Source organism: Thermus brockianus, assembly GCF_001880325.1.
GTDB lineage: Bacteria > Deinococcota > Deinococci > Deinococcales > Thermaceae > Thermus > Thermus brockianus.
Window position 1 is genome coordinate 1,502,711 of sequence record NZ_CP016312.1, and the last position, 26,314, is coordinate 1,529,024.

General features: G+C 66.4%; 28 protein-coding genes. 13 read left to right on the top strand and 15 right to left on the bottom strand.

Features of this window, described 5'->3' with window-relative positions; genetic code table 11:
* Positions 1 to 19 precede the first annotated feature (19 nt).
* Together A0O31_RS08150 and A0O31_RS08155 are read left to right on the top strand one after the other, a co-directional pair.
* Positions 20 to 976 (top strand): sodium-dependent bicarbonate transport family permease, encoded by a 957-nt coding sequence (locus A0O31_RS08150; protein WP_071677436.1) that lies wholly within the window; start codon positions 20 to 22, stop codon positions 974 to 976.
* 3 nt (positions 977 to 979) lie between these two features.
* A complete protein-coding gene (locus A0O31_RS08155; RefSeq protein WP_071677437.1) occupies positions 980 to 1,282 on the top strand; it encodes a P-II family nitrogen regulator in 303 nt (100 codons plus the stop codon).
* On the opposite strand, the gene A0O31_RS08160 is transcribed toward A0O31_RS08155, so the two are convergent.
* Positions 1,279 to 1,794, bottom strand: coding sequence for a VTT domain-containing protein (locus A0O31_RS08160; protein WP_071677438.1), 516 nt, complete (start codon positions 1,792 to 1,794; stop codon positions 1,279 to 1,281). The genes A0O31_RS08155 and A0O31_RS08160 overlap by 4 nt on opposite strands.
* A 1-nt stretch (position 1,795) precedes the next feature.
* A complete protein-coding gene (locus tag A0O31_RS08165; RefSeq protein WP_071677439.1) occupies positions 1,796 to 2,491 on the bottom strand; it encodes a TerC family protein in 696 nt (231 codons plus the stop codon).
* A gap of 179 nt (positions 2,492 to 2,670) precedes the next feature.
* Between A0O31_RS08165 and A0O31_RS08170 the strand changes: the two genes are divergently transcribed.
* The 8 genes from A0O31_RS08170 (at position 2,671) to gcvPB (ending at position 11,726) form a co-directional block, all read left to right on the top strand.
* On the top strand, positions 2,671 to 3,003 hold the full coding sequence (locus tag A0O31_RS08170) for a metal-sulfur cluster assembly factor (protein ID WP_071677440.1): 333 nt from the start codon (positions 2,671 to 2,673) through the stop codon (positions 3,001 to 3,003).
* A 66-nt stretch (positions 3,004 to 3,069) separates the two neighbouring features.
* Entirely contained in the window at positions 3,070 to 4,800 is a 1,731-nt protein-coding gene (locus A0O31_RS08175) for an NAD-dependent malic enzyme (RefSeq protein WP_071677441.1), read from the top strand.
* A gap of 4 nt (positions 4,801 to 4,804) precedes the next feature.
* On the top strand, positions 4,805 to 5,683 hold the full coding sequence (locus tag A0O31_RS08180; RefSeq protein WP_071677442.1) for a DNA double-strand break repair nuclease NurA: 879 nt from the start codon (positions 4,805 to 4,807) through the stop codon (positions 5,681 to 5,683).
* Positions 5,683 to 7,407, top strand: a complete 1,725-nt coding sequence (locus A0O31_RS08185; protein WP_071677443.1) for an ATP-binding protein — start codon at positions 5,683 to 5,685, stop codon at positions 7,405 to 7,407. The genes A0O31_RS08180 and A0O31_RS08185 overlap by 1 nt, the downstream gene beginning before the upstream one ends.
* Before the next feature lie 18 nt (positions 7,408 to 7,425).
* Entirely contained in the window at positions 7,426 to 8,475 is a 1,050-nt protein-coding gene (gene gcvT / locus A0O31_RS08190; protein WP_071677444.1) for a glycine cleavage system aminomethyltransferase GcvT, read from the top strand.
* A gap of 18 nt (positions 8,476 to 8,493) precedes the next feature.
* A complete protein-coding gene (gene gcvH, locus A0O31_RS08195) occupies positions 8,494 to 8,880 on the top strand; it encodes a glycine cleavage system protein GcvH (protein WP_071677445.1) in 387 nt (128 codons plus the stop codon).
* A 108-nt stretch (positions 8,881 to 8,988) separates the two neighbouring features.
* Entirely contained in the window at positions 8,989 to 10,305 is a 1,317-nt protein-coding gene (gene gcvPA, locus A0O31_RS08200) for an aminomethyl-transferring glycine dehydrogenase subunit GcvPA (RefSeq protein ID WP_071677446.1), read from the top strand.
* Positions 10,302 to 11,726, top strand: coding sequence for an aminomethyl-transferring glycine dehydrogenase subunit GcvPB (gene gcvPB / locus A0O31_RS08205; protein WP_071677447.1), 1,425 nt, complete (start codon positions 10,302 to 10,304; stop codon positions 11,724 to 11,726). The genes gcvPA and gcvPB overlap by 4 nt, the downstream gene beginning before the upstream one ends.
* Before the next feature lie 42 nt (positions 11,727 to 11,768).
* Here gcvPB and A0O31_RS08210 read toward each other — a convergent pair whose 3' ends face one another.
* The 10 genes from A0O31_RS08210 to A0O31_RS08255 form a co-directional block, all read right to left on the bottom strand.
* The gene (locus A0O31_RS08210; RefSeq protein WP_071677448.1) at positions 11,769 to 12,209 is read right to left on the bottom strand and encodes a rhodanese-like domain-containing protein; all 441 of its coding nucleotides are present in this window, start codon (positions 12,207 to 12,209) and stop codon (positions 11,769 to 11,771) included.
* 32 nt (positions 12,210 to 12,241) lie between these two features.
* A complete protein-coding gene (locus tag A0O31_RS08215; protein WP_071677449.1) occupies positions 12,242 to 13,003 on the bottom strand; it encodes a polysulfide reductase NrfD family protein in 762 nt (253 codons plus the stop codon).
* Complete coding sequence (locus A0O31_RS08220; protein WP_071677450.1) at positions 12,996 to 13,583, bottom strand: 4Fe-4S dicluster domain-containing protein; 588 nt, start codon at positions 13,581 to 13,583, stop codon at positions 12,996 to 12,998. The genes A0O31_RS08215 and A0O31_RS08220 overlap by 8 nt, the downstream gene beginning before the upstream one ends.
* On the bottom strand, positions 13,583 to 15,880 hold the full coding sequence (locus tag A0O31_RS08225) for a molybdopterin-dependent oxidoreductase (protein ID WP_071677451.1): 2,298 nt from the start codon (positions 15,878 to 15,880) through the stop codon (positions 13,583 to 13,585). The genes A0O31_RS08220 and A0O31_RS08225 overlap by 1 nt, the downstream gene beginning before the upstream one ends.
* Positions 15,852 to 16,379, bottom strand: coding sequence for a TorD/DmsD family molecular chaperone (locus A0O31_RS08230; RefSeq protein ID WP_071677452.1), 528 nt, complete (start codon positions 16,377 to 16,379; stop codon positions 15,852 to 15,854). Before A0O31_RS08230 ends, A0O31_RS08225 begins: the two co-directional genes overlap by 29 nt.
* Before the next feature lie 102 nt (positions 16,380 to 16,481).
* A complete protein-coding gene (locus tag A0O31_RS08235) occupies positions 16,482 to 17,078 on the bottom strand; it encodes a response regulator (protein ID WP_071677453.1) in 597 nt (198 codons plus the stop codon).
* Entirely contained in the window at positions 17,075 to 18,040 is a 966-nt protein-coding gene (locus tag A0O31_RS08240; RefSeq protein WP_071677454.1) for a sensor histidine kinase, read from the bottom strand. Before A0O31_RS08240 ends, A0O31_RS08235 begins: the two co-directional genes overlap by 4 nt.
* Positions 18,041 to 18,080: 40 nt before the next feature.
* Positions 18,081 to 18,965 carry a riboflavin biosynthesis protein RibF gene (gene ribF, locus A0O31_RS08245; protein ID WP_071677455.1) on the bottom strand — a complete coding sequence of 295 codons (885 nt, stop codon included), beginning with the start codon at positions 18,963 to 18,965 and terminating at the stop codon, positions 18,081 to 18,083.
* A complete protein-coding gene (locus tag A0O31_RS08250) occupies positions 18,943 to 19,431 on the bottom strand; it encodes an NUDIX hydrolase (protein WP_071677456.1) in 489 nt (162 codons plus the stop codon). Before A0O31_RS08250 ends, ribF begins: the two co-directional genes overlap by 23 nt.
* A 58-nt stretch (positions 19,432 to 19,489) precedes the next feature.
* Positions 19,490 to 20,605, bottom strand: coding sequence for a hypothetical protein (locus A0O31_RS08255; protein WP_071677457.1), 1,116 nt, complete (start codon positions 20,603 to 20,605; stop codon positions 19,490 to 19,492).
* Between the two features lie 132 nt (positions 20,606 to 20,737).
* Here A0O31_RS08255 and A0O31_RS08260 point away from each other — a divergent pair, with 132 nt between their 5' ends.
* A complete protein-coding gene (locus A0O31_RS08260; RefSeq protein WP_071677458.1) occupies positions 20,738 to 21,244 on the top strand; it encodes a 2'-5' RNA ligase family protein in 507 nt (168 codons plus the stop codon).
* On the opposite strand, the gene A0O31_RS08265 is transcribed toward A0O31_RS08260, so the two are convergent.
* Genes A0O31_RS08265 through A0O31_RS08275 form a run of 3 tightly spaced genes read right to left on the bottom strand, consistent with a single transcriptional unit; the run spans position 21,228 to position 24,542 of the window.
* The gene (locus A0O31_RS08265) at positions 21,228 to 22,052 is read right to left on the bottom strand and encodes a DMT family transporter (protein WP_071677459.1); all 825 of its coding nucleotides are present in this window, start codon (positions 22,050 to 22,052) and stop codon (positions 21,228 to 21,230) included. The two genes, A0O31_RS08260 and A0O31_RS08265, sit on opposite strands and share 17 nt — an antisense overlap.
* A 43-nt stretch (positions 22,053 to 22,095) precedes the next feature.
* Complete coding sequence (rpoD, locus tag A0O31_RS08270) at positions 22,096 to 23,412, bottom strand: RNA polymerase sigma factor RpoD (RefSeq protein ID WP_039455765.1); 1,317 nt, start codon at positions 23,410 to 23,412, stop codon at positions 22,096 to 22,098.
* Complete coding sequence (locus A0O31_RS08275; RefSeq protein WP_071677460.1) at positions 23,409 to 24,542, bottom strand: methyltransferase; 1,134 nt, start codon at positions 24,540 to 24,542, stop codon at positions 23,409 to 23,411. The genes rpoD and A0O31_RS08275 overlap by 4 nt, the downstream gene beginning before the upstream one ends.
* An 88-nt stretch (positions 24,543 to 24,630) precedes the next feature.
* On the opposite strand from A0O31_RS08275, the gene A0O31_RS08280 reads away from it, so the two are divergent.
* A complete protein-coding gene (locus tag A0O31_RS08280; RefSeq protein ID WP_039455769.1) occupies positions 24,631 to 25,848 on the top strand; it encodes an aspartate kinase in 1,218 nt (405 codons plus the stop codon).
* The gene (locus tag A0O31_RS08285) at positions 25,848 to 26,309 is read left to right on the top strand and encodes a phosphoribosyltransferase (protein ID WP_039455771.1); all 462 of its coding nucleotides are present in this window, start codon (positions 25,848 to 25,850) and stop codon (positions 26,307 to 26,309) included. Before A0O31_RS08280 ends, A0O31_RS08285 begins: the two co-directional genes overlap by 1 nt.
* Positions 26,310 to 26,314 lie beyond the last annotated feature (5 nt).

Consider the following 26,314-nt stretch of genomic DNA (forward strand, 5'->3'; position numbering starts at 1 on the left):
CGCAGTAAAGCTTGGGGGTATGGACGCCCTAGAGCTCCTTCGGCTAAACCTCCTTTCCCCCATGGTCCTGGCCTTCTTCCTGGGGATGGCGGCAAGGCTTTTGAAAAGCGACCTGGCCTTTCCCGAGGTCCTGTATACGGCGCTATCCATCTACCTCCTCTTCGCCATCGGCTTTAAGGGCGGGGTGGAGCTTTCCAAGACCCCTTTCCTGGTGCTCCTCCTTCCCGCCTTGGCCACCCTTTTCCTCGGGCTTTTGCGCCCCCTTACGGGCTATTTCCTGGCCCGGAAGGCCCTGGGGGTAAGCCGGGTGGACGCCTCCGCCTTGGCCGCCCACTACGGCTCGGTTTCCGCCGTGACCTTCCTCGCCGCCCTTACCTTCGCCCAGGCCCTGGGGGAAAGGCCCGAAGGGTTTTTGCCCACCCTGGTGGCCCTCTTGGAGGTGCCGGGCATCGTGGTGGCCCTCCTCTTGGGCAAGCGGGGTGGGGGGAACCTGGGGGAAGCCCTTAGGGAGGTGCTGACGGGGAAGAGCGTGGTCCTTTTGGTGGGGGGGCTTTTGGTGGGGCTCCTTTCCGGGGAAAGGGGCATGGAGCGGGTCAAGCCCTTCTTCGTGGACCCCTTCTATGGGGCCCTCACCCTCTTCCTTTTGGACATGGGGATGGTGGCGGCCTCGAGGCTTTCCGTCCTGAGGCGGGTGGGTTTCCGCCTGGTCCTTTACGGGACCCTCCTCCCCCTCCTCCACGGGGCCCTTGGGGTCTATCTGGGCCACCTGGGGGGGCTTTCCCCTGGGGGGGCCATGGTGTTTGGGGCCATGGCGGCGAGCAGCAGCTACATCGCCGCCCCGGCGGCGGTGCGCATCGCCCTGCCCGAGGCCAACCCCAGCCTCTACCTAGGGGCGAGCCTGGCCATCACCTTTCCCTTTAACCTGGTCTTGGGGATACCCATCTACCACGCCCTGGCCAAGGCGATAGGGGGGTGAGCCGTGAACCTGGTGCCCTTGAAGCTGGTGACCATCGTGGCGGAAAGCCTCTTGGAGAAGCGGCTGGTGGAGGAGATTAAGCGGCTTGGCGCCAAGGGCTACACCATCGTCCCTGCCCGGGGGGAGGGCTCGAGGGGCGTGCGGAGCGTGGACTGGGAGGGGCAGAACATCCGCCTAGAGACCATCGTTTCCGAGGAGGTGGCCCTAAAGATATTGGAGCGCCTTCAGGAGGCTTACTTTCCCCACTACGCCGTCATCGCCTACGTGGAGAACGTCTTCGTGGTGCGGGGGGAGAAGTACGTTTAGCGCCGCCGGAGGAGGGGAAGGAGGGCGAGGAGGAGAAGGAGGGGCCAAAGGAGCCAAGGGGAAACCCGCTGGCCGAGGAAATAGGCGAGGAGGACGAGGCCCTGGGTCCAAAGGAGGCTCCCCAAGGCGGCAAGGCCCAGGTAAAGGGCGAGGGGGAAGCCTAAGGCCCCAAGGAGGAGGGGGAGGGCCGTGCGCACCCCGGGGAGGAAAGGGGCAAGGAGGAGGGCCGTGGGGCCCAAGCGAAGCAGGACCCGTTCGGCGCGGGCAAGAAGCGCCTCGGGTAGCCGCTTGCGCACCCCTTTGCCCAGGGCCCGGCCAATGGCGTAGCCCACCCCGTGCCCCAGGAAGCTTCCGAGGAAGAGGAGGGGAAGGAGGGGGAAGAGGCTAAGGCGCCCTTCCCCCGCCAAGGCCCCCAGGGCCAGGAGCAGGGTGTCGCCCCCGGGGACGAAAAGCCCGAAGGGAAAGCCCACCTCCAGGAAGAGGACAAGGGCGGGGGCGAGGTAGGCCCACATCCTAGGCGGTGCGCTCCGCAGGCTTCCTTAAGGCCCAAAGGCTTCCCAGGAGGAGAACGCCCAGGATAAGGAAGCTAAAGGCCTCCTTGTCCAAGCCCACGGCCAGTTCGGGGCGGTGGAGGGCCTCCTTAACGAGCTTGTCCCAGCCGCCCACGAGGAGCTTCACCCCGGCGAGGCCCACCACCACGTAGGCCAGGTGCTTGAACCTGGGGTAGCCGTCCAGGAGGGTGACCACCAGGCTCGCCAGGGCCCTCAGGGCCAGGATGCCCAGGAAGACCCCGGTGTAGATCACCCAAAGCTTGTCGGAAAGCGCCACCGCCACCAGCACCGAGTCCACGGCGAAGGCCAGGTCCATGAGCTCCACCTGGGCCACCACCTTCCAGAACTGGGCGGCGCTCACCTCTAGAGGGGGCGGGGCGTGGGCCTCCTCGGGCTTCAGGAAGTGCCTGAGGGCGATGTAGAGGAGATAGGCCGCCCCCAGGACCTGGACCCACCAGAGCTGGATGACGAGGGCGGCGAAGAAGAGGGCAAGGCCCCTTAGCACGTAGGCGCCCAGGATGCCGTAGAAAAGGGCCTTCCGCCTTAGGTGTACGGGAAGCTTCTGCACCATGACCCCGAGGATCAGGGCGTTGTCCGCGGAGAGGATCACCTCCAGGGCCACCAGGATGAGGATGACCGAAACCACGCCTGCTTCCATCCGCGCCTCCACAAAGAAAAGACCACCGCTAAAGCGGTGGTCTTGCCCGGGCTTTCTGCCCCCGGCCCCCGGGGCCCAAGGCCCGTCTTGACGGGGTGCCGGCTTGGGGCTACTCCCCAACCAGGGCCATTATACAACCCCGCAAAAAGGGATAGGGTTTTCCGGGTATACTGAGGGGCATGGAAGCGGAGGCCAAGCTGCCCACCAAGGAGGAGGTCCTCGAGGCCCTAAAGGTGGTCTACGACCCGGAAATCCCGGTGAACATCGTGGACCTGGGCCTCGTCTACGATGTGGAGGTGCACGAGAACGGGGTGGTGGACATCACCATGACCCTCACCGCCATCGGCTGCCCCGCCCAGGACGTGGTGAAGGCGGATGCGGAGATGGCGGTCATGCGCCTACCGGGGGTGCAGGGGGTGAACGTGGAGTTCGTCTGGACCCCGCCCTGGACCCCGGCGCGCATGACGGAGGAGGGGAAGCGCATGATGCGCATGTTCGGCTTCAACGTCTGAGGTGGGGTGGGGGGCTCCCCTGTCCTTGGGGGCCATTGTCCTTGGCCGGGGTGGGAAAATAGGGGCATGCCGGTTAGCCGCTATTACGATGTCAAGCGGGACGAGAAGGGCGAGCGCTACCTGGAGCCTTATGTCACGGGTTTTCTGCTTTTGCGGCTTCCCCTTCTCAACAAGGGCACGGCCTTCACCGAGGAGGAAAGGCGCGCCCTAGGCCTAGAAGGCCTTCTGCCTCCCCACGTGAACACCCTGGAGGAGCAGAAGGAAAGGGTCTACCGCCGCTACCGCCTCATCGCCTCCCCTTTGGAGAAGCACATCTACCTCCGCCACCTCCAGGACCGCAACGAGGTCCTTTTCTACGCCCTTTTGGTGGACCACCTGGAGGAGATGCTCCCCATCCTCTACACCCCCACCGTGGGGGAGGCGGTTCGGGAGTTCTCCCACATCTACCGCTACCCCCGGGGCTTTACCGCCAGCACCCGGAACATTGACCGGGTGGAGGAGGCCCTGGCCAACGTGCCCCTGGAGGAGGTGCGCCTCATCGTGGCCACGGACTCCTCCGCCATCCTCGGCATCGGGGACCAGGGGTATGGGGGAATGGCCATTGCCATCGGCAAGCTCACCCTCTATACCGCCGTGGGCGGGGTGGGGCCCGACAAGACCCTGCCCGTGGAGCTGGACGTGGGCACGGACCGGGAGGACCTCCTCAACGACCCCCTTTACCTCGGGGTGCGGCACAAGCGCCTAAGGGGGGAAGCCTATTACCAGTTCCTGGACCGTTTCGTGGAGGCGGTGCGCAAGCGGTACCCCAAGGCCCTCATCCAGTGGGAGGACTTCGCCAAGGAAGCGGCCTTTGCCGTGCTGGAGCGCTACCGGAAGGTGGTGCCTTCCTTCAACGACGACATCCAGGGCACGGGGGCCGTGGCCCTGGCCGGGGTGCTTTCCGCCTGCCGCCTCAAGGGGGAGAGGCTTTCCGAGCAGGTGGTGGTGGTCTACGGGGCGGGGGCCGGGGGGATCGGCGTGGCCTGGGCCTTGGTGGAGGGGATGAAGCGGGAAGGCCTGAGCGAGGAGGAGGCCAAGGCCCGCGTTTTGGTCCTGGACTCCCGGGGGCTCCTCGTGGAAGGGCGGAACATGGAGGCCTACAAGCGGCCCTTCGCCCAGAGGCGGGAGCGCCTCAGGGACTGGCGCTTTTCGGGCGAGTACCCAAACCTTTTGGAAACTATCCAAAACGCCCGGGCCACGGTGCTCCTCGGCCTTTCCGGGCAAGGGGGAAGCTTTACCGAGCCCGTGGCTCGGGCCATGCTGGAAAACACCCCTAGGCCCGTGATCTTCCCCCTTTCCAACCCCACCTCCGCCAGCGAGGCCCTGCCCGATGACCTCATCTACTGGACGGAGGGGCGGGCCCTGGTGGCGGCGGGTAGCCCCTTCCCCCCCGTGGGCTACAAGGGCCGGACCATCCCCGTGGGCCAGGGGAACAACGCCTTCATCTTCCCCGGCCTCGGCCTGGGGGCGGTCTTGGCCCGGGCTCGGGAGGTGACGGACGGGATGGTCCTCGAGGCCGCCTACGCCCTCTACGACCTCACCCAAGAGCGCTTCCCCGACCTCCTCTACCCCCCAGTGCGCCACCTCCGGGAGGTTTCCCCCTACGTGGCCGCCCGGGTCATGAAAAAGGCCCTGGAGGAAGGGGTGGCGGAGGAGGAGCGCATCCAGGGGCTTTCCTTCCCCGAGCTCTACGCCTTCGTGCGAAGCCGCTTCTGGGAGCCCAGGTACCTCCCCTACCGCCCCGCCCCGGTAATCTAGGGGCATGGCCTGGCGGCTTTACGCCCTGGAGCTTCCCCAGGCCCAGGACCTCTTGCCCGAGGGGCCGGAACCCGAGGGGTTTTGGCCCCTGGAGGAACCCTGGGTGGCGCGGAGGGCGGAGGCCCTCCCTTGGCCCGAGCCCCTTTATTTCCTGGACGGCAAGGAGCGGGCGGAGGGGCTTTTGGCGGAGGGAAGGCGGCTTGCCCTTCTGGGGTGCGTGGCCGCGGGGGCCGTGGTCTACGAGGCGGGGAGGATGCGCCTCCTTCCTCCCCGGGTGCGCCGGGTGGGGGTGGGGCTTTCCGAGGCTTTACGGGTGGGGGAACTCCTCTACGAGCCCTTTCCCGCGGAAGGGGAAGGGGTCTACGCCCTCCAGGAGGGCTTGCGGCGGGCAAGGGCCAAGCTGGAGGCAGAGGTGGCCCGGGGGCTTTCCGGGGGGCTTTTGGTGGTGGATGGCCCCGTGCGCCATGGGCGGGAAGGGCCCATCCTGGGCTACATCAAGACGCACTGGGCCCGCTACCTGCCCCCGGAAAAGGAGGCCCTCTTGGCGGGGCTCGCCCCTGGGGAAAGGACCCCCCTTTTCCGCATCCGGCGCAAGGGGCTGGAGCTTGCCAGCTGGTACCTGCGCCTGCCCTTGCCCCCGGAAGGGGTGAGGCCCCCGGAGGCGGGGCTTTTGCGCCTGGAAACCCCTTTGGATGGGCCCTATGGGTGGCTTGCGGACCTTTCCCTAAGCCTTTTCCCCGCCCTGGCCTCCCACCCCGTGAAAGACCCTAGGGCGCCCCAGAACCTCACCCCCGTGGGGGGCTTGGAAAGGGAGCTTGGCCGCAGGATGGGAAGCCGCGAGGTGGTGGCCCGGCTTCTTGCCCGGCATTTGGGAGGTGGCTGATGGAACGGGTGGGCGTGGTTTTGGGTAGCCGGGAGGCCACCCCCTTGGCCTTCTGGGTGGGGGTGGAGGGGGAGGGCCTCTTGAGGCTAGACGACCTGGTGGTGGTGGAGGGCTTCCACCCCAAGGTGGGCAAGGTGCGCTACTTCGGCATGGTGGACCACGTGGCCAAGGTGCACGAGGGGGAGAGTTACGATACGGACACCTTCTTGGCGGTGAAGGGGCAGATCCCCGTGAGCCTGGCCTACGTGGCCCACGTGAGCGTGACCCGCATCCTCCCCGAGGAGTTCTTCCCCCCGGACCCCGGCTCCCCCGTCTACCTGGCCCAAGGGGAGGACCTGGAGCTTGCCCTCTACTACGAGGGCATGCGGAACCAGAGGGGGAGTACCAAGCTCCCCGCTGGCCTCCTCAAGAACGGGGAGGTGGCCTACCTCAACCTGGAGTTCCTGAACGGGGTGAAGGGCGGGCACGTGAACATCTCCGGCATCAGCGGGGTGGCCGCCAAGACCAGCTACGCCACCTTTCTCCTCAAAAGCCTTTTGGAGAGCGGGGTCTTGGAGGACGCCCACCAGGCCAAGGTCCTCCTTTTCAACGTGAAGGGGGAGGACCTCTTCTTCCTGGACAAGCCCAACGCCCGCCTTTTGGAGGAAGCTAGGCGGGAGTACGAGGCCCTGGGCCTTTCCCCCACGCCCTTTGGGAGCGTGGCCTTCCTGGCCCCTCCCAAGAAGGAGGGGTACGTGCCCGACGTGGATACCCGCCTCGAGGGCGTGCGGGCCTACCACTACGACCTGGTCCAGTTCTGCCAGAGGGGGCTTCTGCCCTTCCTCTTCGCCGACCGGGGCTTCATGACCAACCTAGGCTTCCTGGTCCAGCACCTCACGGAAAAGCTAAGGAGGCTCGCCGAGGGGCAGAAGGGCCCCCACCTCCTGGTGGAGGACTGGCCCCGCGAGGAGCTCCCTGAGGGGATCAACTTTGACGCCCTGGGCAAGGTGCCCCTGAGGAGCTTCGCCGACCTGGTGCGCTACCTGGAGTACAAGCTTTTGGGCCCGGAAACGGGGGAGGGGGAGGGGGACAGGTCCTGGACCGCCAGGCAGGCCCGGGGCACCCTCGAGGCCTTCATCAGGCGGCTTCGGGCCAGCGTGGAGAACGTGGCCCACCTCATCCGGGGCGACCGCCCCGGCAACCCCCCAGACCCCCTAAGGGGCGAGCAGGTGCACGTGGTGGACCTGGCCAAGCTTTCCCCCCAGGCCCAGATGTTCGTGGTGGGAAGCCTCCTCAAGGACGTGTTTGAGCGCAAGGAGCGGGGACAGTATAGGGGCCGGGTCTTTATCGTCTTGGACGAGCTCAACAAGTACGCCCCCCGGGACGAGGAGGGCCCCATCAAGGACGTGCTCTTGGACATCGCGGAAAGGGGCCGCTCCTTGGGCGTCATCCTCATCGGGGCGGAGCAGACGGCGAGCGAGGTGGAGCGCCGGGTGGTGGCCAACGCCGCCATAAGGGTGGTGGGCCGCCTGGACGCCGCCGAGGCGGAGCGCCCCGAGTACCGCTACCTCCCTACCACCTTCCGCCAAAGGGCCCTCATCCTGCCCCAGGGGTGGGTGATCCTCCACCAGCCGGAAATCCCCGTGCCCCTTTTGGTGCGCTTCCCCTTCCCCGCCTGGGCCACCAAGCGGGAGGAGGTCTTGGAAGACAACTCCGCCGAGGCCTTAAGGCGGGAGCTCTTTTAGGGGTAGGATGGCCTTGGTATGAAGCGCACCCCCCTTTACGAGGCCCACCTGCGCCTGGGCGGGCGGATGGTGGAGTTTGCCGGCTACGCCCTTCCCCTGCAGTACACCTCCATCGTGGAGGAGCACCTGGCGGTGCGGCGGGAAGCCGGGGTGTTTGACGTGAGCCACATGGGGGAGTTCCTCGTGCGGGGAGAGGAAGCCCTCCCTTTCCTCCAGTGGGCCACGGTGAACGATGCCGCCCGGCTCAAGGTGGGGCGGGCCCAGTACTCCATGCTCCCGAGCGAAAGGGGCGGGGTGGTGGACGACATCTACCTCTACCGCCTGGGGGAGGCGGAGTACCTCATGGTGGTGAACGCCGCCAACATCGCCAAGGACTTGGCCCACCTCCAGGCCCTGGCGGAGGGCTTCCGGGTGGAGATCTTGGACCGCTCCGAGGCCACCGCCCTCCTCGCCCTCCAGGGCCCCAAGGCGGAAAGCCTCCTGCAGGGGCTTACCGATGCCGAGCTCCAGGGGCGCAAGAAGAACGATGTCTTCCGGGCCCAGGTGGCGGGCCGTCCCGCCCTCCTCGCCCGCACGGGGTACACGGGGGAGGACGGGTTTGAGCTCTTCCTGGCCCCCGAGGACGCCGAGGCGGTCTTCCTGGCCCTGGTGGAGGCGGGGGCGAAGCCCTGTGGCCTTGGGGCCCGGGATACCTTGCGCCTCGAGGCCGGCTTCCCCCTCTACGGCCACGAGCTCACCGATACCACCAACCCCCTCTGCACCCCCTGGGCCTGGGTGGTGAAGCGGGAAAAGGACTTCCTGGGCAAGGAGGCCATGCTTTCCGGGGCCTGCCGGGAAAGGCTCGTGGGCCTGGTGTTGGAAACCGGCATCCCCCGGGAAGGCTACCGGGTGTTTTCCGGGGAAGCCCCGGTGGGCCGGGTGACGAGCGGGGGCTACTCCCCCCTTCTGGAAAAGGGCATCGCCCTGGCCTACGTGGAGGAGGGGGCGGAAGGCCCCTTCTCCGTGGAGGTACGGGGAAGGCGGGTACAGGCTTCCCTTAGCCCCTTGCCCTTTGTGCCGCTAAAATAGCGGGGGTTAGGAGGCGCTATGGACATACCCAAGGACCGCTTTTACACCAAGACCCACGAGTGGGCCCTGCCCGAAGGGGACACGGTGCTGGTGGGCATCACCGACTACGCCCAAGACGCCTTGGGGGACGTGGTCTACGTGGAGCTCCCCGAGGTGGGGCGCAAGGTGGAGAAGGGCGAGGCGGTGGCGGTGGTGGAGAGCGTGAAGACCGCCTCCGACATCTACGCTCCTGTGGCTGGGGAGGTGGTGGAGGTGAACCTGGCCCTGGAGAAGACCCCGGAGCTCATCAACCAAGACCCTTACGGGGAGGGCTGGATTTTCCGCCTCCGCCCCCTGGACATGGGGGACCTGGACGACCTTCTGGACGCCGACGGCTACCAGGAAGCGTTGGAGAGCGAGGCCTAGCATGGTTTTCCCGAGGGCGGCCCTTCCCCGCACGGGTTTAGGCGGGGGGGCGTGTCCCTCTGTGGCCCCGGGTCAAATGGCCCGGGGGTTTTGTTTAAGGATGGACCTATGGACTACGCGCCCCATACCGAGGCGGAGATCCAGGAGATGCTGAAGCGGGTGGGGGCGGAAAGGCTAGAGGACCTCTTCCGCCACCTGCCCGAGGAGATCCTCAACCCCGAGATTGCCCTGCCCGAGCCCATGCCCGAGTGGGCGGTTTTGGAGGCGCTGAGGCGGCTCGCCGAGAGGAACAAGCCCGCCCGCAAGGCCTTCCTGGGCGGGGGAATCCGGAGCCACCACGTGCCCCCCGTGGTCCAGGCCCTGGCGGGCCGGGGGGAGTTCCTCACCGCCTACACCCCCTACCAGCCCGAGGTGAGCCAGGGGGTCCTGCAGGCCACCTTTGAGTACCAGACCATGATCGCCGAGCTCACGGGCCTCGAGGTGGCCAACGCCTCCATGTACGACGGCGCCACCGCCCTGGCGGAAGGGGTTCTCCTGGCCCTGAGGGAAACGGGCCGGATGGGGGTCCTGGTCTCCCAAGGGGTCCACCCCGAGTACCGGGCGGTGCTCAAGGCCTACCTGGAGGCGGTGGGGGCGGAGCTAAAGGTCCTTCCCCTGGAAGGGGGGCGCACCCCTTCCGTCCCGGTGCCCGAGGGGGTGGGGGCGGTGGTGGGGCAGAACCCCAACTACCTGGGGGCTCTGGAGGACCTCGCCCCCCTGGCGGAGGCGGCCCACCGGGCGGGGGCCCTTTTCGTGGCGGTGGCCGACCCCCTTTCCCTCGGGGTCCTCAAGCCCCCGGGGGCCTACGGGGCGGACATCGCCGTGGGGGATGGGCAGAGCCTGGGCCTGCCCATGGGTTACGGCGGCCCCCACTTCGGCTACCTGGCCACCAAGAAGGCCTTCGTGCGCCAGCTCCCGGGGCGCCTGGTCTCGGAGACGGTGGACGCCGAGGGCAGGCGGGGCTTCATCCTCACTCTGCAGGCCCGGGAGCAGTACATCCGGCGGGCTAAAGCCAAAAGCAACATCACCACCAACGCCCAGCTCACCGCCCTCATGGGGGCCATGTACCTGGCGGCCTTGGGGCCCGAGGGGCTTAAGGAGGTGGCCCTCCGGGGTGTGGCCCTGGCCCACCGGCTTTACCACCTCCTCCTGGAGGTGCCGGGGGTGGAGGCCTTCACGCCGGCGCCTTTCTTCAACGAGTTCGCCCTCAGGCTTCCCAAGCCCCCAGAGGCGGTGCGCAAGGCCCTGGCGGCCCGGAGCCTCCACGCCGCCACCCCCGTGCCCGAGGAATACGGGGAAAACCTGGCCCTCTTCGCCGCCACGGAGCTCCACGAGGAGGAGGACCTCTTGGCCCTGAGGGATGCCCTGAAGGAGGTGTTGGCGTGAACTACCCCCTCATCTTTGAACGGAGCCGCAAGGGAAGGCGCGGCCTGAAGCTCGTAAAGGAAGCACCCCAGGCGGAAAGCCTCATCCCCAAGGCCTTCCTGAGGGAGACCCCGCCCAGGCTTCCCGAGGTGGACGAGCTCACCCTGGTGCGCCACTACACGGGGCTTTCCCGCCGCCAGGTGGGGGTGGACACCACCTTCTACCCCTTGGGGAGCTGCACCATGAAGTACAACCCCAAGCTCCACGAGGAGGCGGCGCGGCTTTTCGCCGAGCTCCACCCCTACCAGGACCCCGGGACGGCCCAGGGGGCCTTGGCCCTCATGTGGGAGCTCGGGGAGTACCTGAAGGCCCTCACGGGCATGGACGCCATCACCCTCCAGCCCGCCGCTGGGGCCCACGGGGAGCTCACGGGGATTTTGGTCATCCGGGCCTACCACGAGGACCGGGGGGAGGGGAGGACGCGCCGGCTTGTCCTGGTGCCGGACTCCGCCCACGGCTCCAACCCCGCCACCGCCAGCATGGCGGGCTACCAGGTGAAGGAGGTCCCCTCGGGGCCCGATGGGGAGGTGGACCTCGAGGCCCTCAAGCGGGAGCTCGGCCCCCACGTGGCCGCCATCATGCTCACCAACCCCAACACCCTGGGGCTTTTTGAGAGGCGCATCCTGGAGATCTCCCGCCTGGCCAAGGCGGCAGGGGCGCAGCTTTACTACGATGGGGCCAACCTGAACGCCATCATGGGCTGGGCCCGCCCCGGGGACATGGGCTTTGACGTGGTCCACCTGAACCTGCACAAGACCTTCACCGTGCCCCACGGCGGGGGCGGCCCCGGTTCGGGCCCCGTGGGGGTGAAGGCCCACCTGGCCCCCTACCTGCCCGTGCCCCTGGTGGCCAAGGGGGAGGAGGGTTACTACCTGGACTTTGACCGGCCCAAGAGCATCGGGCGGGTGAAGGGCTTCTACGGGAACTTCCTGGCCCTGGTGCGGGCCTGGGCCTACATCCGCACCCTGGGGCTTCCCGGGCTCAAGCGGGCGGCGGCCCTTTCCGTCCTCAACGCCCGCTACCTGAAGGAGCTTTTGAAGGAGAAGGGCTACCGGGTGCCTTACGATGGGCCTTGCATGCACGAGTTCGTGGCCCAGCCGCCCCAAGGGTATAGGGCCTTGGACCTGGCCAAGGGGCTTTTGGAGCTGGGCTTCCACCCCCCCACGGTCTACTTCCCCTTGATCGTCAAGGAAGCCCTCATGGTGGAGCCCACGGAAACGGAGAGCAAGGAGACCCTCGAGGCCTTCGCCGAGGCCCTGGGGGAGCTTTTGCAAAAGCCCAAGGAGTGGCTGGAAAACGCCCCCTACACCACCCCGGTCCGCCGCCTGGACGAGCTAAGGGCCAACAAGTACCCCAAGCTCACCTACTTTGAGGAAGAGTGAAAAGGGGGCGGGGCTAAAGCCCCGCCCCAAAACGTCCTGCCGCTACTTCTCCACAGGCAGGTTGGCTCCGGTCCAAGCCTTGTAGCCGCCCAGGATGCTCTTCACGTTGTACCCTAGGCCCCGCAGGAGGACGAGGCCCATGGCCCCCCGGTGGCCGATCCCACAGTAGATGATGATGGGCTTATTCTTGGGTAGCTCGCCTATCCGCTTGGGCAAGTCGCGGATGGGGATGTTCACCGCCCCGGGAATGCGCCCGTCCTTGAACTCGCTCGGCTCCCGCACGTCCAGGATGAAGACGTCTAGGGTGTCCATCATCTGCTTGGCGGCGGCGGGCTGGATGCCGTAGAAGTCCTGGGGCAACGTGGTCAGGAAGTTCCCGAGCTCCCGCACCGTGAGGGCGGAGAAAGTGGTGGTGGTCGCCTGGGCCAGAACCGGAAGAACCAGAAGGACTCCCAACCAAGCGAGCTTCTTCATGCCTTTCATCGCTTACCTCCTTTCCTAAAGGGGTTTTCCCCCTATAGGCCAAGACCTTGCCACTGGCCTACCAGGACCCAGAGGGCCCGGAGCCCCGAGGCCGCCAAAAACCCCGCCCAGGGAGCCAGGTTTCCCCGTGCGAAGGCCCCAAGCCCCACCAAGAGGAGGAGGCCGTAAAGGACCCCACCTTCCTCCAGGAAATGGGCCTGGGCCTCCGGGGACAGGGTGAGGGGGTAAAGGAAGGCGAGGAAGAGGGATAGACCCGCCACGAGCCGAAAAGGGTAAGGGGCCCAGGGGCTCTGGAGCAGCGTGGCCAGACCTAAGGCGAGCGTTAGGGCGGTGACGGGGAAAAGCCCAGCCAAAAGGGCGTTCCAGAGGGGGCGGTTGGCGTTGACCGCCAGGGCCATCCCCGGGTAGGCCAGGACCACCAGGCTCAAGAGGAGGAGGACCCAGGCCAAGAACCGCCTCGGTCCTTTCCCCAGGTAGAGGAGGAGGGCGCTGGCGAAGGCCAGGGCTAGGCTCCAAGCGCCCCACCCGATGGGGCTTCCTGGGTGGAAGGAAAGGAAAAGCCAGACATGGGTGAAGCGAAAACGGGCGGGGGATTCTGCCCAGAGGACGAAGAGGTCCAAGGCGATGAGCCCCAAGGCGAAGAGGGTGTAGCGGCGGGCATCCTCGCTGGCCTTGAGGTGCAAAAGGGCGGCTAGAAAAGCCATGCCTCCTGCCAGCCCCACCAGCACGAAGTGTAGGGCGTTGGCCCAGTGCCAGAATTCTTGGGCATTGGGGAGGCCATAAAACTCAGTCATGGCGCACCTCGCTTTCCTTGGAAAGCCCCTTCTTGGAGGGGGCGTTCAGGTAGAAGAGCTTGGGCCTGGTGTGCATCTCGGGACGAAGGACATCCACCCGGTTGGCCTGTCGCAAGGCTTGGGAAACGGGGCTATTGGGGTCATCCAAATCCCCGAAGGTACGGCAGAGGGTGGGGCAGGTTTCCACGCAGGCCGGCACCTTTCCTTGCGCTAGGCGGTGGGCGCAGAAGGTGCACTTGCTGACGTAGCCCCCTGGGTGGAGGTAGCGGGCATCGTAAGGGCAGGCGGCCACACAAGCCCCGCAGGCGATGCACTTCTTGGGGTCCACGAGCACCAAACCCTCTGGGGTCTGGTAGCTGGCTCCCGTGGGGCAAACGGGCACGCACGGGGGGTTTTCGCAGTGCAGGCACTGCTCGGGGCGAAACTCCACGGTAAGGTCGGGGAAGGTGCCCAGCTCCCGTTCCCGGATCCAAAGGTTGAAAGCGCCTGGGGGCACCTCGTTTTCCATCTTGCAGGCCACGGCGCAGGCGGCGCAGCCTACGCAGAGGGATAGGTCAATGGCCATGGCGTAGCGGGGCATCACAACCTCCTTTCATCCAAGGGGCGCTTGGCCAGGCGAGAGAGGGCGGGAAGCTGGGGGGGATTGGCCTTCTCTAGGCGCACGAAGTTCACCCGGAGGCCCGCCCCGCCCGAGATGGGGTCTAGCGTGTAGCGGGTCTGGAGGTAGTTGTCCGAGGCGCCGCGGCCGTGGGCCACCTTCATCAAGGGGGCCTTGTGGCCAAAGCCGTGGACCAGGTAGACGCAGTCCCTGCGGATCCTTTCCGTGGGTTTGACCCGCACCGGCCCCTCCCGTACGCCGTCCTGGTTTTCCAGGTATACGTAATCCCCTTCCTTCAAACCCTGCTTCCGGGCTTCTTCCTTGTGGATCCAAACCTCGTTCTCGGGGTCCATTTCCATGAGAACCCAGTTGTTTTGGGTGCGAGCGAAGGTGTGGACGGGGCTACGGCCGTAGAGGAGGCGGTAGAAGCCTTCTGGGGGGTCCTCAGGGGGGGTGAAGACGGGCAGGGGCGAGTGGCCGGCCTCCTTGAACCGTTGGCAGTAAAGTTCAATCTTGCCCGAGGTGGTGCCGAAGGGGAGACGGCCTTCCTTCTCCCAGTCCTCCAGCCAGGGCTTGCCCTTCTGGATCAAGGTGCCCATGGACTTTAAGGTCTCCAGGTCCAGCCCGATGCTCTGAAGCCGGGTGTTCAGGTATTCTTCAATGTCCTTCCAGGGGAAGTAGGCTTCCAGGCCCAGGCGCAGACCCAGCTCCCTGGCGATCCACCAGCCCGGCTTGGTGTCAAAGAGGGGTTCATGGGCGGGTACCCTCAGTTCCAGGAAGGGGGTTTTGTGGGCCACAGCCACCAGGTCGTCGTAGCGCTCCAGGTAGGTGGCCTCCGGCAGGATGACGTCCGCCCACATCACGTGCTCTTGCGGCAAGACGTCTATGGCCACGTAGAGGTCTAGCTTCTTGAGCGCCTCCTTGGTGCGAGGCACGTTGGGGATGGAGTGGAAGAGGTTGATGCCGTAGGCGATGAGCCCCTTGATGGGATAGGGCTCTCCGGTGAGCATGGGCTCTATAAGTTCCTGGATGGCGGTGCTATTGGCGAAAAACTTCCCTTTGTCCGCCCGGGGCTTGAAACCTTCGGGTTCGTGGTCCCCGCCGGAAGGCCCCGAGCAACCCCCCGCCGCTGGTTCCAGGGGCAAGGGAGGGGTGGGATACTTCTCTAGGTAAGGACTTTGGGCAATGTAAAAGCCACCGGGGCGCCCGTAGTTGCCCAGAAGGACGTTGAGGTAAAGGAGGGCCATGACCCGGTAGGTGTCGTTTCCGTACCAGACGTTGTGCCGGGTAGGGGGCAGCACCGCCTGGGGCCTGTGGGCGGCCATTTCCCGCGCCACCTGGCGGATGGTTTCGGCGGGGATTTCTGTGTATTTTTCCGCCCACTCGGGGGTAAGGTCCTTCACGTGGGCTTTGAGCTCGTCAAAGCCCAGGGTGTACTTCTCTACATACTCCCGGTCGTAGAGCCCTTCGTAGATGAGCACGTGGATCCAGGCAAGGAGCAAGGCGGTGTCGGTGCCGGGTTTGATGGGGAGCCAGCGGTGGGCTTTAGCGGCGGTGGTGGAGAACCGGGGGTCCACCACCACCAGCTTGGCGCCCCGCTTGAGGGCTTGGGCGAAGTCCTGGAGCTGCGTGTTATGGGTGTCCTCACCGATGTGGTGCCCCACGAGAACGATGTAGCGGGTGTTTTCCCAGTCCACGGGTTCGTGGCCGCCGATGGGCCGGCCAAAAACCCACTGGGAGGCCACCTCCCGGGGAGCGGTGCAAAGGGAAACGGAGGGTTTGGCGGCGTTGGGGCTGCCCCAGGCGGCGGGCAGGTAGTCCACAAACCAGGTGTCCCCGGTTCCGTGGCCGAAGAAAGCGATGGCTTCGGGGCCATACGCCTCCTTGATGGCCAGCATTTTCTGGGCCACGTAGTCCAAAGCCTCCTCCCACGTGGCTACCCGGTACCTGCCCTCGCCGCGGCTGGAGCCTTCCACCCGGATGAGGGGGCGCTTCAGCCGGTCGGGGTCGTAGGTGGTTTGGGGCATGCCTTGGCCTCGAGGGCATAGCCGGCCCCGGCTTTTGGGGTTCGCCTCGTATCCCTCCACCTTGTACACGCGGTTTCCCACCGCGTGGGCCACGATGCCGCATCGCCAGAAGCACCCCTCGCAGATTTGGTAGACGCTTCGGACCTCCTTGGCGTACCAGGGGGCTTTGGTGGCCTTAGCGGGTCCGCTTCCCCTCAGGGCTAAAGCCCCTGCCCCCAAGGCGCTAAGCTTCAGGAACTCCCGTCTTTGCATCCAATACCTCCTCTAGCCAGGCCACGAGCTGGGCGTAGAAGCCGGTGGGGTCTTTGGCCTTTACCACAGGGGCGAAGCGCTTGAGCCAAGGACGGAGGAACTCCTGGGCCAAGCGCCGGGCCAGGTCGGGCCGCCTAGGGTGGAGCAGGGCGATGGCCTCGCCTAGGGCTGCCAGGTGGTCGGGGAGGTCGCGCCAGGTTTCCTGGACCTCCAACCCCCCTTCTCGGTAGATCTCTAAAAGGCGTTGGTAGGAGGGCCCGAAGAGCTCCCCGTCCAGGGCGTAGCTGGCGTAAGGCGGTGCGGGCAGGCCCTCGGGGTGGGTAACGAAGAGAAGGGTATAGGCCACCTGCAGCTCGCTAAGGGGCACCTGGGGCAAGGTCACGGGATGCCCAGCGAGCTCTTCCAAGGCGTCTTGTAGGGTGGCACCGTGAAGTTCCCGATAAAGGGCTTCTCCCGGGGGGGAGAAGAGGCTTGCCGTGACCCAGCCCAGGAGTTCCATGCCTCACCTCCTGGCCTGAGGTTAGGGCTTGCACTCCTTTTCACAAGACGGAGCGCTTCCGACGCCTCCGTCGGAAACTCTCCTAAGGCATATGTCCCGGGGCTAGATAAGCCCCTGCTTCCGGGCCCAGCGCACCAGGTCTGGGGTGTCCATCAGGCCCAGCTTGTTCAGGGCCCGCTGCTTGTAGGTGGAGGCCGTTTTCACCGAAACGCCCAGGCGTTCGGCGGCCTGGGAAAGGGTGTGCCCCTGGGCCAAGAGGGTCACCACCGCCCGTTCCCGCTCCGAGAGGACCTCGAGGCCAGGCTCAAGCTGGCCCTCCAAGAGCGCTTCGGTGAGTTTGGGGTGGAGGTAGCGGAGGCCCTTTTCCAGGCGCTCCAACGCTTCCAAAAGCTCCTGGTCCAAGGCCGCTTTGGGCAGGTAGCCCTTGGCCCCTAAAGCGAAGGCCCGGGCCACATAGGCGGGCTCGTCGTGCATGGAGACCACCAGAACCTTGGCCCTTTGGGCCAGCCGCGGAAGGGCCTCCAGCCCTCCCAGGCCCGGGAGGTTTAGATCCAGCAGGACCACGTCCCCGTCCCAGGAGGCCTTCAAAGCCTCCTCGGCGCTGGCGAACTCCGCCGTCACCTCGTGCCCTTCTTCCTCCAGCAGGAGGCGAAGCCCCTTGCGCACCAGGTGATGGTCCTCCACCAAGACCACCCTCATAGGGGCACCCCAAACTCCACCCGCGTTCCCTTCCCGGGGGCGGACCGGACGAGGAGGGTACCGCCGAGGGCCTGCACCCGCTCCTGCATTCCCAATAGACCCACGGAAGGGGGGGTGCGGTTCGGGTCAAAACCCTGGCCGTCGTCCTCCACCACGCCGAATAAGCGGTCCCCGTCCTGCCAGAGCGCCACCTGGACCCGCGTAGCCCGAGCATGGCGCACCACGTTGGTTAGGGCCTCTTGAACCACGCGGAAAAGGGCCATCTCCTTTTCCTTGGAGAGGGGAGGTATGTCCAAGTGGGCTTCCACCTCGAGGCCCCCTTTCCTGTAATCCGCCAGATAGCGCTGCAGGGTTTCCTTGAGCCCGAGGTCATCCAGAAGGGGCAGGCGGAGTTCTCGCGATAACCGCCGAACCTCCTCCAGGGCCTCCGCCAGCCGAGCCCGGGCCATGGGGAGCTTTTCCGGCCGCTTTTCCGCCACCTTAAGGGTGAGAAGAGCGGCGGTGAGAAGGCTTCCCACCCCATCGTGAAGCTCCCGGCCTACCCTCCGCCGCTCCTCCTCTTGGGCGGCCAGAAGCCGCCCCGCCACCTCCAACGAAGGGCGGCGTAGGGCGAGGAGAAGGAGCGCAGGCAGGGCCTCCGGGACCTGTTGGCCGGGTTCTAGGCTTAAGGCGAGGACCGCCAGGACCTTCTTCCCCTGGTGCACGGGTAGGGCCACGAAGGAATCCTCTTCCACCTTTTCCCCTCGCCTTAAGGCCTCCTCCGCCAGTGGGCGGGAACGGACGACCAAGGGGCAGGTGGTGCGGCAGGCTTGCATTTGCAAAAGGGAAAGCCCTTCCCCTACCCAATAGGCTTCGCCGCAGCGGATAACCCCAGCCTCCTCCAAGGCGGCCAGGGCGCGGCGGAAGACATCCTGCCGGCCTTTGGCTCCCGCGAGCGCTTCGGCCAGGCGGGCACAATCCATACCTCCTTAGCCTACGGCCGGTGTGAGGAGAAAAGTGTCCCTAAAGGCCAAAGTATGCCCGGGCTGCCTGGACGTCCGCCTGGATTTGCGCCCTTAGGGCCTCGAGGCTAGGAAAGCGCCTTTCCTCCCTCAGGCGCTTCAGAAAGCGCACCCGGGCCTCCTCCCCATAAAGCTCCCCGGCGTAGCCCAGGAGGTGGACCTCAAGCCGCCTTTCCTCCCCGCCCAGGGTGGGCCTTGTGCCCACGTTGGCCACCCCCTTGTAGCGGCCAAAGGACCCTTCCACCTCCACGGCGTAGACCCCCGGGGGGAGGACCTTCTTGGGGTGCACCGCCAGGTTGGCCGTGGGGAAGCCGAGCCTTCGCCCAAGCTTCTCCCCTTCCACCACCACCCCACAGGCCCCGTAGGGGCGGCCCAGGAGGTGGCGGGCTTCCTCCACCCTTCCCTCCAGGAGGAGGGCACGGATGCGGCTACTCTTCACCGCCTCGCCCCCTAGGGTGAGGAGGGGGACGATGCGGGTGGGGGCTACCTGAGCGAGCTCCTCCACCCCCCCTGCCCGGCCCCGGCCAAAGCGGAAATCCTCCCCCACGTAGATGCGGCTCGCCCCCAGGGCCTTTAGGTCCTCCAGAAAGGCCTCCGCCGGCCTTTGGGCGAACGCCTCGTTGAAGGGCACCGCCAGCACGAGCTCCACCCCCACCTCCCTTAGGGCCTCCACCTTCTCCGTGAGGTCCATGAGGAAGCCCTCCCCCCGGGTGAAGACCTTGGTGGGGGGGTCAAAGGTGTAGACGAGGAGGGGCTCCTTTAGCGCCTTGGCCTCTGCCAGGGCCTGGCGCAGGAGGTACTGGTGGCCCAGGTGCACCCCATCAAAGGAGCCCACGGCCACCACCTTGGGGCCTTTGGGGACGTCAGCTACCTCGGAGAAAAGCATGGTAGTAAAGGACCCCCACAAGCCCGGTGGCGGAGAACTCCACCTGGCCCTTTTGGTGTAGCTCCAAGGCCTTTTCCGGCTCCAGCCAGACCACCTCTATGGCCTCGTCCTCGTCGGGGGTGGCCTTCGCCTCCTTGAGGTTTTGCGCTAGGAAGACGAAGGTTTTTTCGTCGGTGAAGCCGGGGGAGACGTAGAAACTGAAAAGAGGGGTGAGGTCCCCCATGAGCCCCGTCTCCTCGGCAAGCTCCCTATGGGCTGCCTGTAAGGGGTCTTCCCCGGGCTCTATGAGCCCCGCCGGGATTTCCAAAGGGGCAAGGCCCACGGCGGGGCGCATCTGGCGGACGAAGAGCATCTTGCCCTCCCGGAGGGCGATGATGGCCACCGCCGGCTTGTGCTCCACGATCTCGTAGCGCCCTTCCAGGGCCAGGTTCAGGATGCGCCCCCGGTAAAGGTAGGTGCGGCTCACGTCTCCATGGTACGGGAAAACCCCGGGGCCTAGGCCCCGGGGGCAGGGAAGCCTTCCCTCACTGCAAGGCGTTCAGGGTGGCCAGGAGGACGGCCCGGGTGTAGGTGGGGTTGTGCACGCCCTTGGAGCCGTCGTTTTCAATGAGGAGGTAGTTCCAAGCGGCCCGCACCACGGGGTCCTTGGTGGCGAACACGGGCTGGCCCTTCTCGTCCCGGATGTCCCCGAGCTGGCTGTAGAGGACCGTCCCGTCCGTGAGGGTCATCTTGAAGGCGATCTGGCCGGCGATGGAGAGGATGTCCACCCGGTACACCGGGGCCTTCACCGCCACGCCCTGCGTGAACTGGCCGGTTTCGGGGTTGTAGGCCCGCACGGTCTTGATGCGGTCCCGCACCGCCAGCACCTTGGCGTTCACCTTAGCCCGGAGGAGGGAGAGGAGGTGCTCGGTGTTCTCCTGCACCATCTCCTGGGTGTACTTGGCCCCGTGGCAGGAGGCGCAGAGGTTTTCCGGGGTCTTGAAGGTGTGGCTTGAGTATTCCCCGGTGCCCGCCAGGCTCATGTGGCAGGTGGAGCAGGCGTTCCCGGTGAAGAAGGCGTGGGGGTTCGGCCACTCCTTGGTGTCGTCCACGAAGTAGGCGTTCTTGCCCAGGATCACGTCCCCTTGGCTGGAGGCGTGGGGGTAGGTGTAGCGGCCCGGGTCCTCGGCGTTCCAGGTGATGCGGCCGTTTCGGGAGTTATGGCAGGTGATGCACAAGGCGGCGTTCCCCACCGCCGTGGCCTTGAAGCCCGAGGGGAGCATGGGGGTGTCGTGGACGAGGCGCAGGTCCCCGTCCTCGTCGTGGCAGGTGTTGCAGGTGATGGGCTTCACCTGGTCCTTGGTGAGCCCTAGGGACTTGAGGTATTCCACGGTGGCGGGCTTCCCGTCCGGGCCCACCAGGTTCCCGGGGTTCCCCTTCTTGAGCTGCTCCAGCCAGGCCAAGAAGCCTTGCTCGCTGTGGCAGCGGGCGCAGTGGGCGGCGTTGGCCTGGCGGGCCTCCACCGTGGCCTCGGTTAGGGTTTTGTACCCCATGACCCCGTTGTTGTGGGCGCTTTGCTCCCACTCCTTCTGGATGGCCTCCTTGCTGGAAAAGGCCACCATGAGGCCAAGGGCCAAGAGGGCGAGAAGGGCTTTTTTCATAGAACCACCTCCTTACGGCTTTAGCTCACACCCCCACTATAATCCATGTCAAGGGTAAGATGTCCCGGGTAAGGAAAGGCAGCTTCGGTTCCGCAAGCTGGGGCCTTTAGGCCGCCCAGGTATACTGGCGGCGTGTACGGGGTGCTGGTGTGGCCGCCCCCTGACCTCCGGACCTTCCTGGAAGGCTTGCAGGCCCAGCACGGGGTGCGGGGGTTTGGCCCGCCCCACCTCAACCTGCGCCAGCCCTTTGACTGGCCTTATGAGGAAGAGGCCCTGAAAATCGCCCTCGAGGGCATCCTGCGGGGGCATGCCCCCTTCCGCCTGCGGCTGGGCGGGTGGGGCTATTTTCCCCAGGGGGTGGTCTACCTCCGGGCCTATGGAGGTAGCGCCTTCCAAAGGCTTTTCCACGCCCTCGAGCCCCTGGCCCCGCCCTTGAAGGAGATAGAGGGCCCGAGCTACCTGCCCCACATCACCCTGGCCTTGGGCCTTGACGAGGAAAAGGCCCAGGTCTTGGCCGCAACGCTTCCCCTGCCTCCCCGGCGCTCCTTCTTGGTGAAGGAGGTGGCCCTGGTGAAGGACCAGGACGGGGAGGACCTGGTTGAGGTGGCGCGGTTTCCCCTTGTCAGCCCAAGGCGATGAGGCCCAAGGCGAGGAGGCTTAGGAGAACTCCAAGGGTGCGGGCAGGGCCGAGGCGCTCTCCTAAGAAGAGCCAGGCCAAGGCCACCGTGGTGGCGGGGTAGAAGGAGGAAACCAAGGCGGCCACGTCCAGCCGCCCCGCTTGGGCGGCGAGGAGGAAGAAGAGGTTGCCCCCGGCGTCCCCTAGGGCGGCGAGGAGGACCCAGGGGAGGGCGGCTTTGGGAAGATGGACCTTGGGCCGGGGAAAGAAGAGGAGGACCAGGGCAAAGGCGGTGAGCTTGCCCGAGGCGGCGGGCCAGAGGAGGCCTTCCACCCGGTCCATGAGGACGTAGAAGCCGCCAAAGCCTAGCCCGGCGAGGAAGGCCCAGGGAAGGCCTAAGGGTTTGGCCTTTCCTTCGGGCCTCGAGGCCAGCCATACCCCCCAAAGCCCTACCCCCAGGCCCAAGGCGGGCCAGGTTCCGGGCCAGCCCTCCTGAAGGAGGCCCCAGGCCACGGGGAGGGCCGCCCCCACCACCCCAGCCACGGGGGCGGCCAGGCTCATGGTCCCTTGGGCGAGGGCCTGGTAAAGGCTATAAAGGCCCACGGCCCCCAAAGCCCCGCCCAAAAGGGCGAAGGGCAGGTCCTGGGGGCGGAAGGGCTCCTGTCGGGCCTGAGCCAAAGCCAGGAAGAGGAGCCCTCCCAAGAGGGAGGTCCAGAGGACCACCGCTTGGGGGCGGGCGGTTTTGGCCGCCATTCCGCCCCCGAAGTCCCCCGCCCCCCAGGTGAGGGCGGAAAGGAGGCCGAAGCCCAAGGCGAGTCCGGTGGCGTCCATAAAAAAGGCTCCAGGCGGGGCCAGCGCCTGGGGGGAAGGCGGCTCAGTCCAGGAAGTCCCGGAGCTTCCGCGTGCGGGACTCGTGGTACTTGAGCTTCCTCAGGGCCTTGTTCTCAATCTGCCGGATCCTTTCCCGGGTCACGCCGAAGTAGGCCCCCACCTCCTCGAGGGTGTGCTCCCGGCCGTCAATGAGCCCCTTGCGGAGCTTGAGGACCATGGCCTCCCGCTCGGAGAGCTTGGAGAGGGCCTTTTCCAGCTCCTCGGAAAGGAGGCTTTGCGCCGCCGCCTCCACGGGGGAGGGAAGGTGCTCGTCGGGGATGAAGTCGCCGTAGAAGCTATCCTTCTCGTCCCCGATGGGGGTTTCCAGGGACACGGGTTCCTGGGCGATTTTAAGGGTTTCCTCCACCCGCTTGGCGTCCCAGCCCGGGCCCATGGCCTCGGCGATCTCCTCGTAGGTGGGCTCCCGGCCCAGCTCCTGCTGCAGTTGCCTTGCGGTGCGGGAGAGCTTGTTGATGGTCTCCACCATGTGAACCGGGATGCGGATGGTGCGGGCCTGGTCGGCGATGGCCCGGTTGATGGCCTGCCGGATCCACCAGGTGGCGTAGGTGGAGAACTTGAAGCGGCGCTTGTACTCAAACTTCTCCACCGCCCGGATGAGGCCTTGGTTACCCTCCTGGATGAGGTCAAGGAACGATAGGCCCCGCCCCGTGTACTTCTTGGCGATGGAGACCACGAGGCGCAGGTTGGCCTCAATGAGGTGTTGCCGCGCCGCCTCCCCTTCCCGGGCGATGTGCAGGTAGCGCTTGAGCTCCTTGGGGAGGCTTTTTAGCTTCTGATCCACCTCCTCCACCGTTTGGGGGTCCAGCCTGCCCTTGAGGCCGGGGATTTCCTGGATGCGGGCGGTGCCCAGGATCTTGGCCCGCACCACCTCGCGGATGAGGTCCTGGTCCAGCCCCGTGGCTTCGGAGAGCTTCTTGATGGCCTCCATGCCCTCCTCCACCTTCCTTGCGAGCTCAATCTCCTCTTCCAGGGTGAGGAGGGGCACCTGCCCGATCTCGTGCAGGTACTGGCGCACGGGGTCAGAGGTGGAAACCTTGGGAAGGACGAGTTCCTCCTCCTCCGCCTCCTCAAAAACCTCCTCACCCTCCGCCTCGGGGAGGAGGAGGTCGGCGTCCAAGTCCAGCCCTTCGTCCAAAAGGGCGAGGTCCCCCTCGGCTTCCAAGAGCTCGGGATCGGGGTCGGGGAGGTCGGCGAGGTCCTCCCCCGGGGCCTCCGCCTCCGGAAGGGCTTCTAAGGCGGTGAGGGTGTCCTTGGCCTCGGTCTCCTGCACCTTCGTCTTCTTGGTCTTGGCCTTTTTCAACGCCGTCCTCCCTCCTTTTGGGCGTAAAGCACCTTGTACTCCCTCACCAAGAGGGTTTTGAAGGCGCCGAAGCGCTCCTCCAGCAAGGGCTCGTACTTGAGAAAGGGGTTCGCCACCAGGAAAAACCCACCGCCCGGCGCTAGCCGGGCCGCCGCCGCTTCCACGAACGCCTGGGCCACATCCAGGATGACCGCACCCCCCACGTGAAAAGGGGGGTTCGTAACTATGATGTCAAACTGCTCCCCTTCCGTCAAGGCCTCGTCCACGTCCGAGTGCAGGACTCGCGCCTGGAGGCGGTTTTCCGCCAAGCTCCGGTTTAGGGAGAGTACCGAGACCAGATCGTCCTCCACCGCCGTCACCTCGCCGCCCCACTGGGCGAGGGGCAAGGTGAGGGCTCCGTAGCCTGCCCCCAGGTCCAGCACCCGCTTGCCCCGCACCCCTTCCGGGCCTAGGGCGTTCCGGAGGGCTTGGAGGAGCAGGATGGAGGCGGGGTCCACCTTGCCGGCGGAGAAGACCCCGGGAAGGTGGTGAAAGGTGAAGGTTTCCCCAAGAAGCTTTGCCTGGAAGCTTCGCCAAAGGGGAGGCAGGGGTGGGGCCTCCTTCTCCTTTTCCAGGAGGGCCACCCGCACGGGGCCTTCCCGCTGGATGACCTCCCCGTACCCGAAAAGGGCCCTGGCCTCCTTGAAGTAGCGCTCAAAGCCCTTGTTCTTGTCCCCCGCCAGGTAGACCCTTCCCCCAAGGCGCAAGGCCCGGGCGGCGGACAGCAAGGTGGCCTCCACGTAGGCGGTCCCCCGGCCTGCGGGGAGCGCCAGGACCACCAGGTCATAAGCGCCTTCCTCCACCTCCCATGGGGGGGCAAGCCGAGCCCCTAGGCCGCTCGCCGCTAGGCAGCGGAAAGCGGCCCGGGAGGTTTCCAGCCGTTCCACCGCCATGCGCCCTTCCAGGGGGAGGCTGCCCCAGCCCACGCCGGGGTTCAGGTCCAAGGCGCGCTCCCCAAAGGGGGCCACGGCCTTTTGCAAGGCATCGTAGACGGGGTCCCGGTAGCCCCGGGCGCCCGGTTTCACGTAAAGAAGGCCGCCTTCCCGGGGCAGGGGGGTGAGGCGGTGGTAGGCCTCGAGGGTCAGGCTCACGTCTTTTCAGGATACGGGGCTTGGGGAGGAAGGGCAAATGTGATAGTATTCCTCTTCAAACCGCCCCTGGGGCGGGAAGGAGGCGAGCGTGGCCCTGGTGGTTCAAAAGTACGGCGGCACGTCCGTGGGCGACCTAGAGCGCATCCACAAGGTGGCCCAGCGCATCGCCCATTACCGGGAGAAGGGGCATAAACTTGCGGTGGTGGTCTCGGCCATGGGGCACACCACGGACGAGCTCATCGCCCTGGCCAAGCGGGTGAACCCGAGACCTCCTTTCCGCGAGCTAGACCTCCTCACCACCACGGGGGAGCAAGTTTCCGTGGCCCTCCTTTCCATGCAGCTTTGGGCCATGGGCATCCCTGCCAAGGGGTTTGTCCAGCACCAGATCGGCATCACCACCGACGGGCGCTACGGCGATGCCCGTATCCTCGAGGTGGACCCAAGGCGCATCCAAGAGGCCATGGACGGGGGCTACGTGGCGGTGATCGCCGGCTTTATGGGCACCACCCCGGAGGGGGAGATCACCACCTTGGGCCGCGGCGGTTCGGACACCACCGCCGTGGCCATCGCCGCCGCCTTGGGGGCCAAGGAGTGCGAGATCTACACGGACACGGAAGGGGTCTACACCACCGACCCCCACCTAATCCCCGAGGCGCGGAAGCTGGACGTCATCGGCTACGACCAGATGCTGGAGATGGCGGCCCTGGGGGCCAGGGTGCTCCACCCCCGGGCCGTCTACTACGCCAAGCGCTACGGGGTGGTGCTTCACGTGCGCTCCAGCTTCTCCTACAACCCCGGTACCCTGGTGAAGGAGGTTGACATGGAAATGGGCAAGGTGGTGACGGGCGCGGCCTTGGACCTGGACCACGCCCAGATCGGGCTTATCGGCATTCCCGACCAGCCGGGCATCGCCGCCAAGGTCTTCCAGGCCTTGGCGGAGCGGGGCATCGCCGTGGACATGATCATCCAAGGGGTGCCCGGCCACGACCCTTCCCGGCAGCAAATGGCCTTCACCGTGAAGAAGGACTTCGCCCAGGAGGCCCTCGAGGCCCTGGAGCCCGTCTTGGCGGAGATTGGCGGGGAGGCTATCCTGAGGCCGGACATCGCCAAGGTTTCCATCGTGGGGGTGGGGCTCGCCTCGGCCCCGGAGATCCCCGCCAAGATGTTCCAGGCGGTGGCCTCCACCGGGGCCAACATTGAGATGATCGCCACCAGCGAGGTGCGCATCTCCGTCATCATCCCCGCCGAGTACGCCGAGGCCGCCCTGCGCGCTGTGCACCAGGCCTTTGAACTGGATAAGCCCTGATGGAGCGGGAGGCGCCTTCGTGGGACGAGCTTCTCGCCTTGGTCCGCCTCCTGGCCGGGAAGCTTGGGGAAGAGCCCTTTGACCTCCTCCTGGGCATCGCCCGGGGGGGCCTCATCCCCGCGGCCCTCCTGGCCCAGGCCCTTTCCATCCGCAACATCCTCACCGCGGCGGTGATGTTCTACGAAGAGGGGGAGGAAACCCTGCCCGAGCCCGTTTTCCTCCAGTTCCCCCCTGACCCCCTCCTCTTCGGCAAGCGGGTCTTGGTGGTGGACGACGTCTGGGACTCGGGGCGCACCGCTTTCGCCGTGAAGGGGCGCATCCAAAGGGCGGGGGGTGTGCCCGTGGTGGCTACCCTCCACTTCAAACCGGGCCGCAACCGGGTGCCGGACCGCCCCGATTTCTACGCCAAGGAAACGGGGGCCTGGGTGGTCTATCCCTGGGCCCCCGAGGTCTGGCTTTAGAAGGC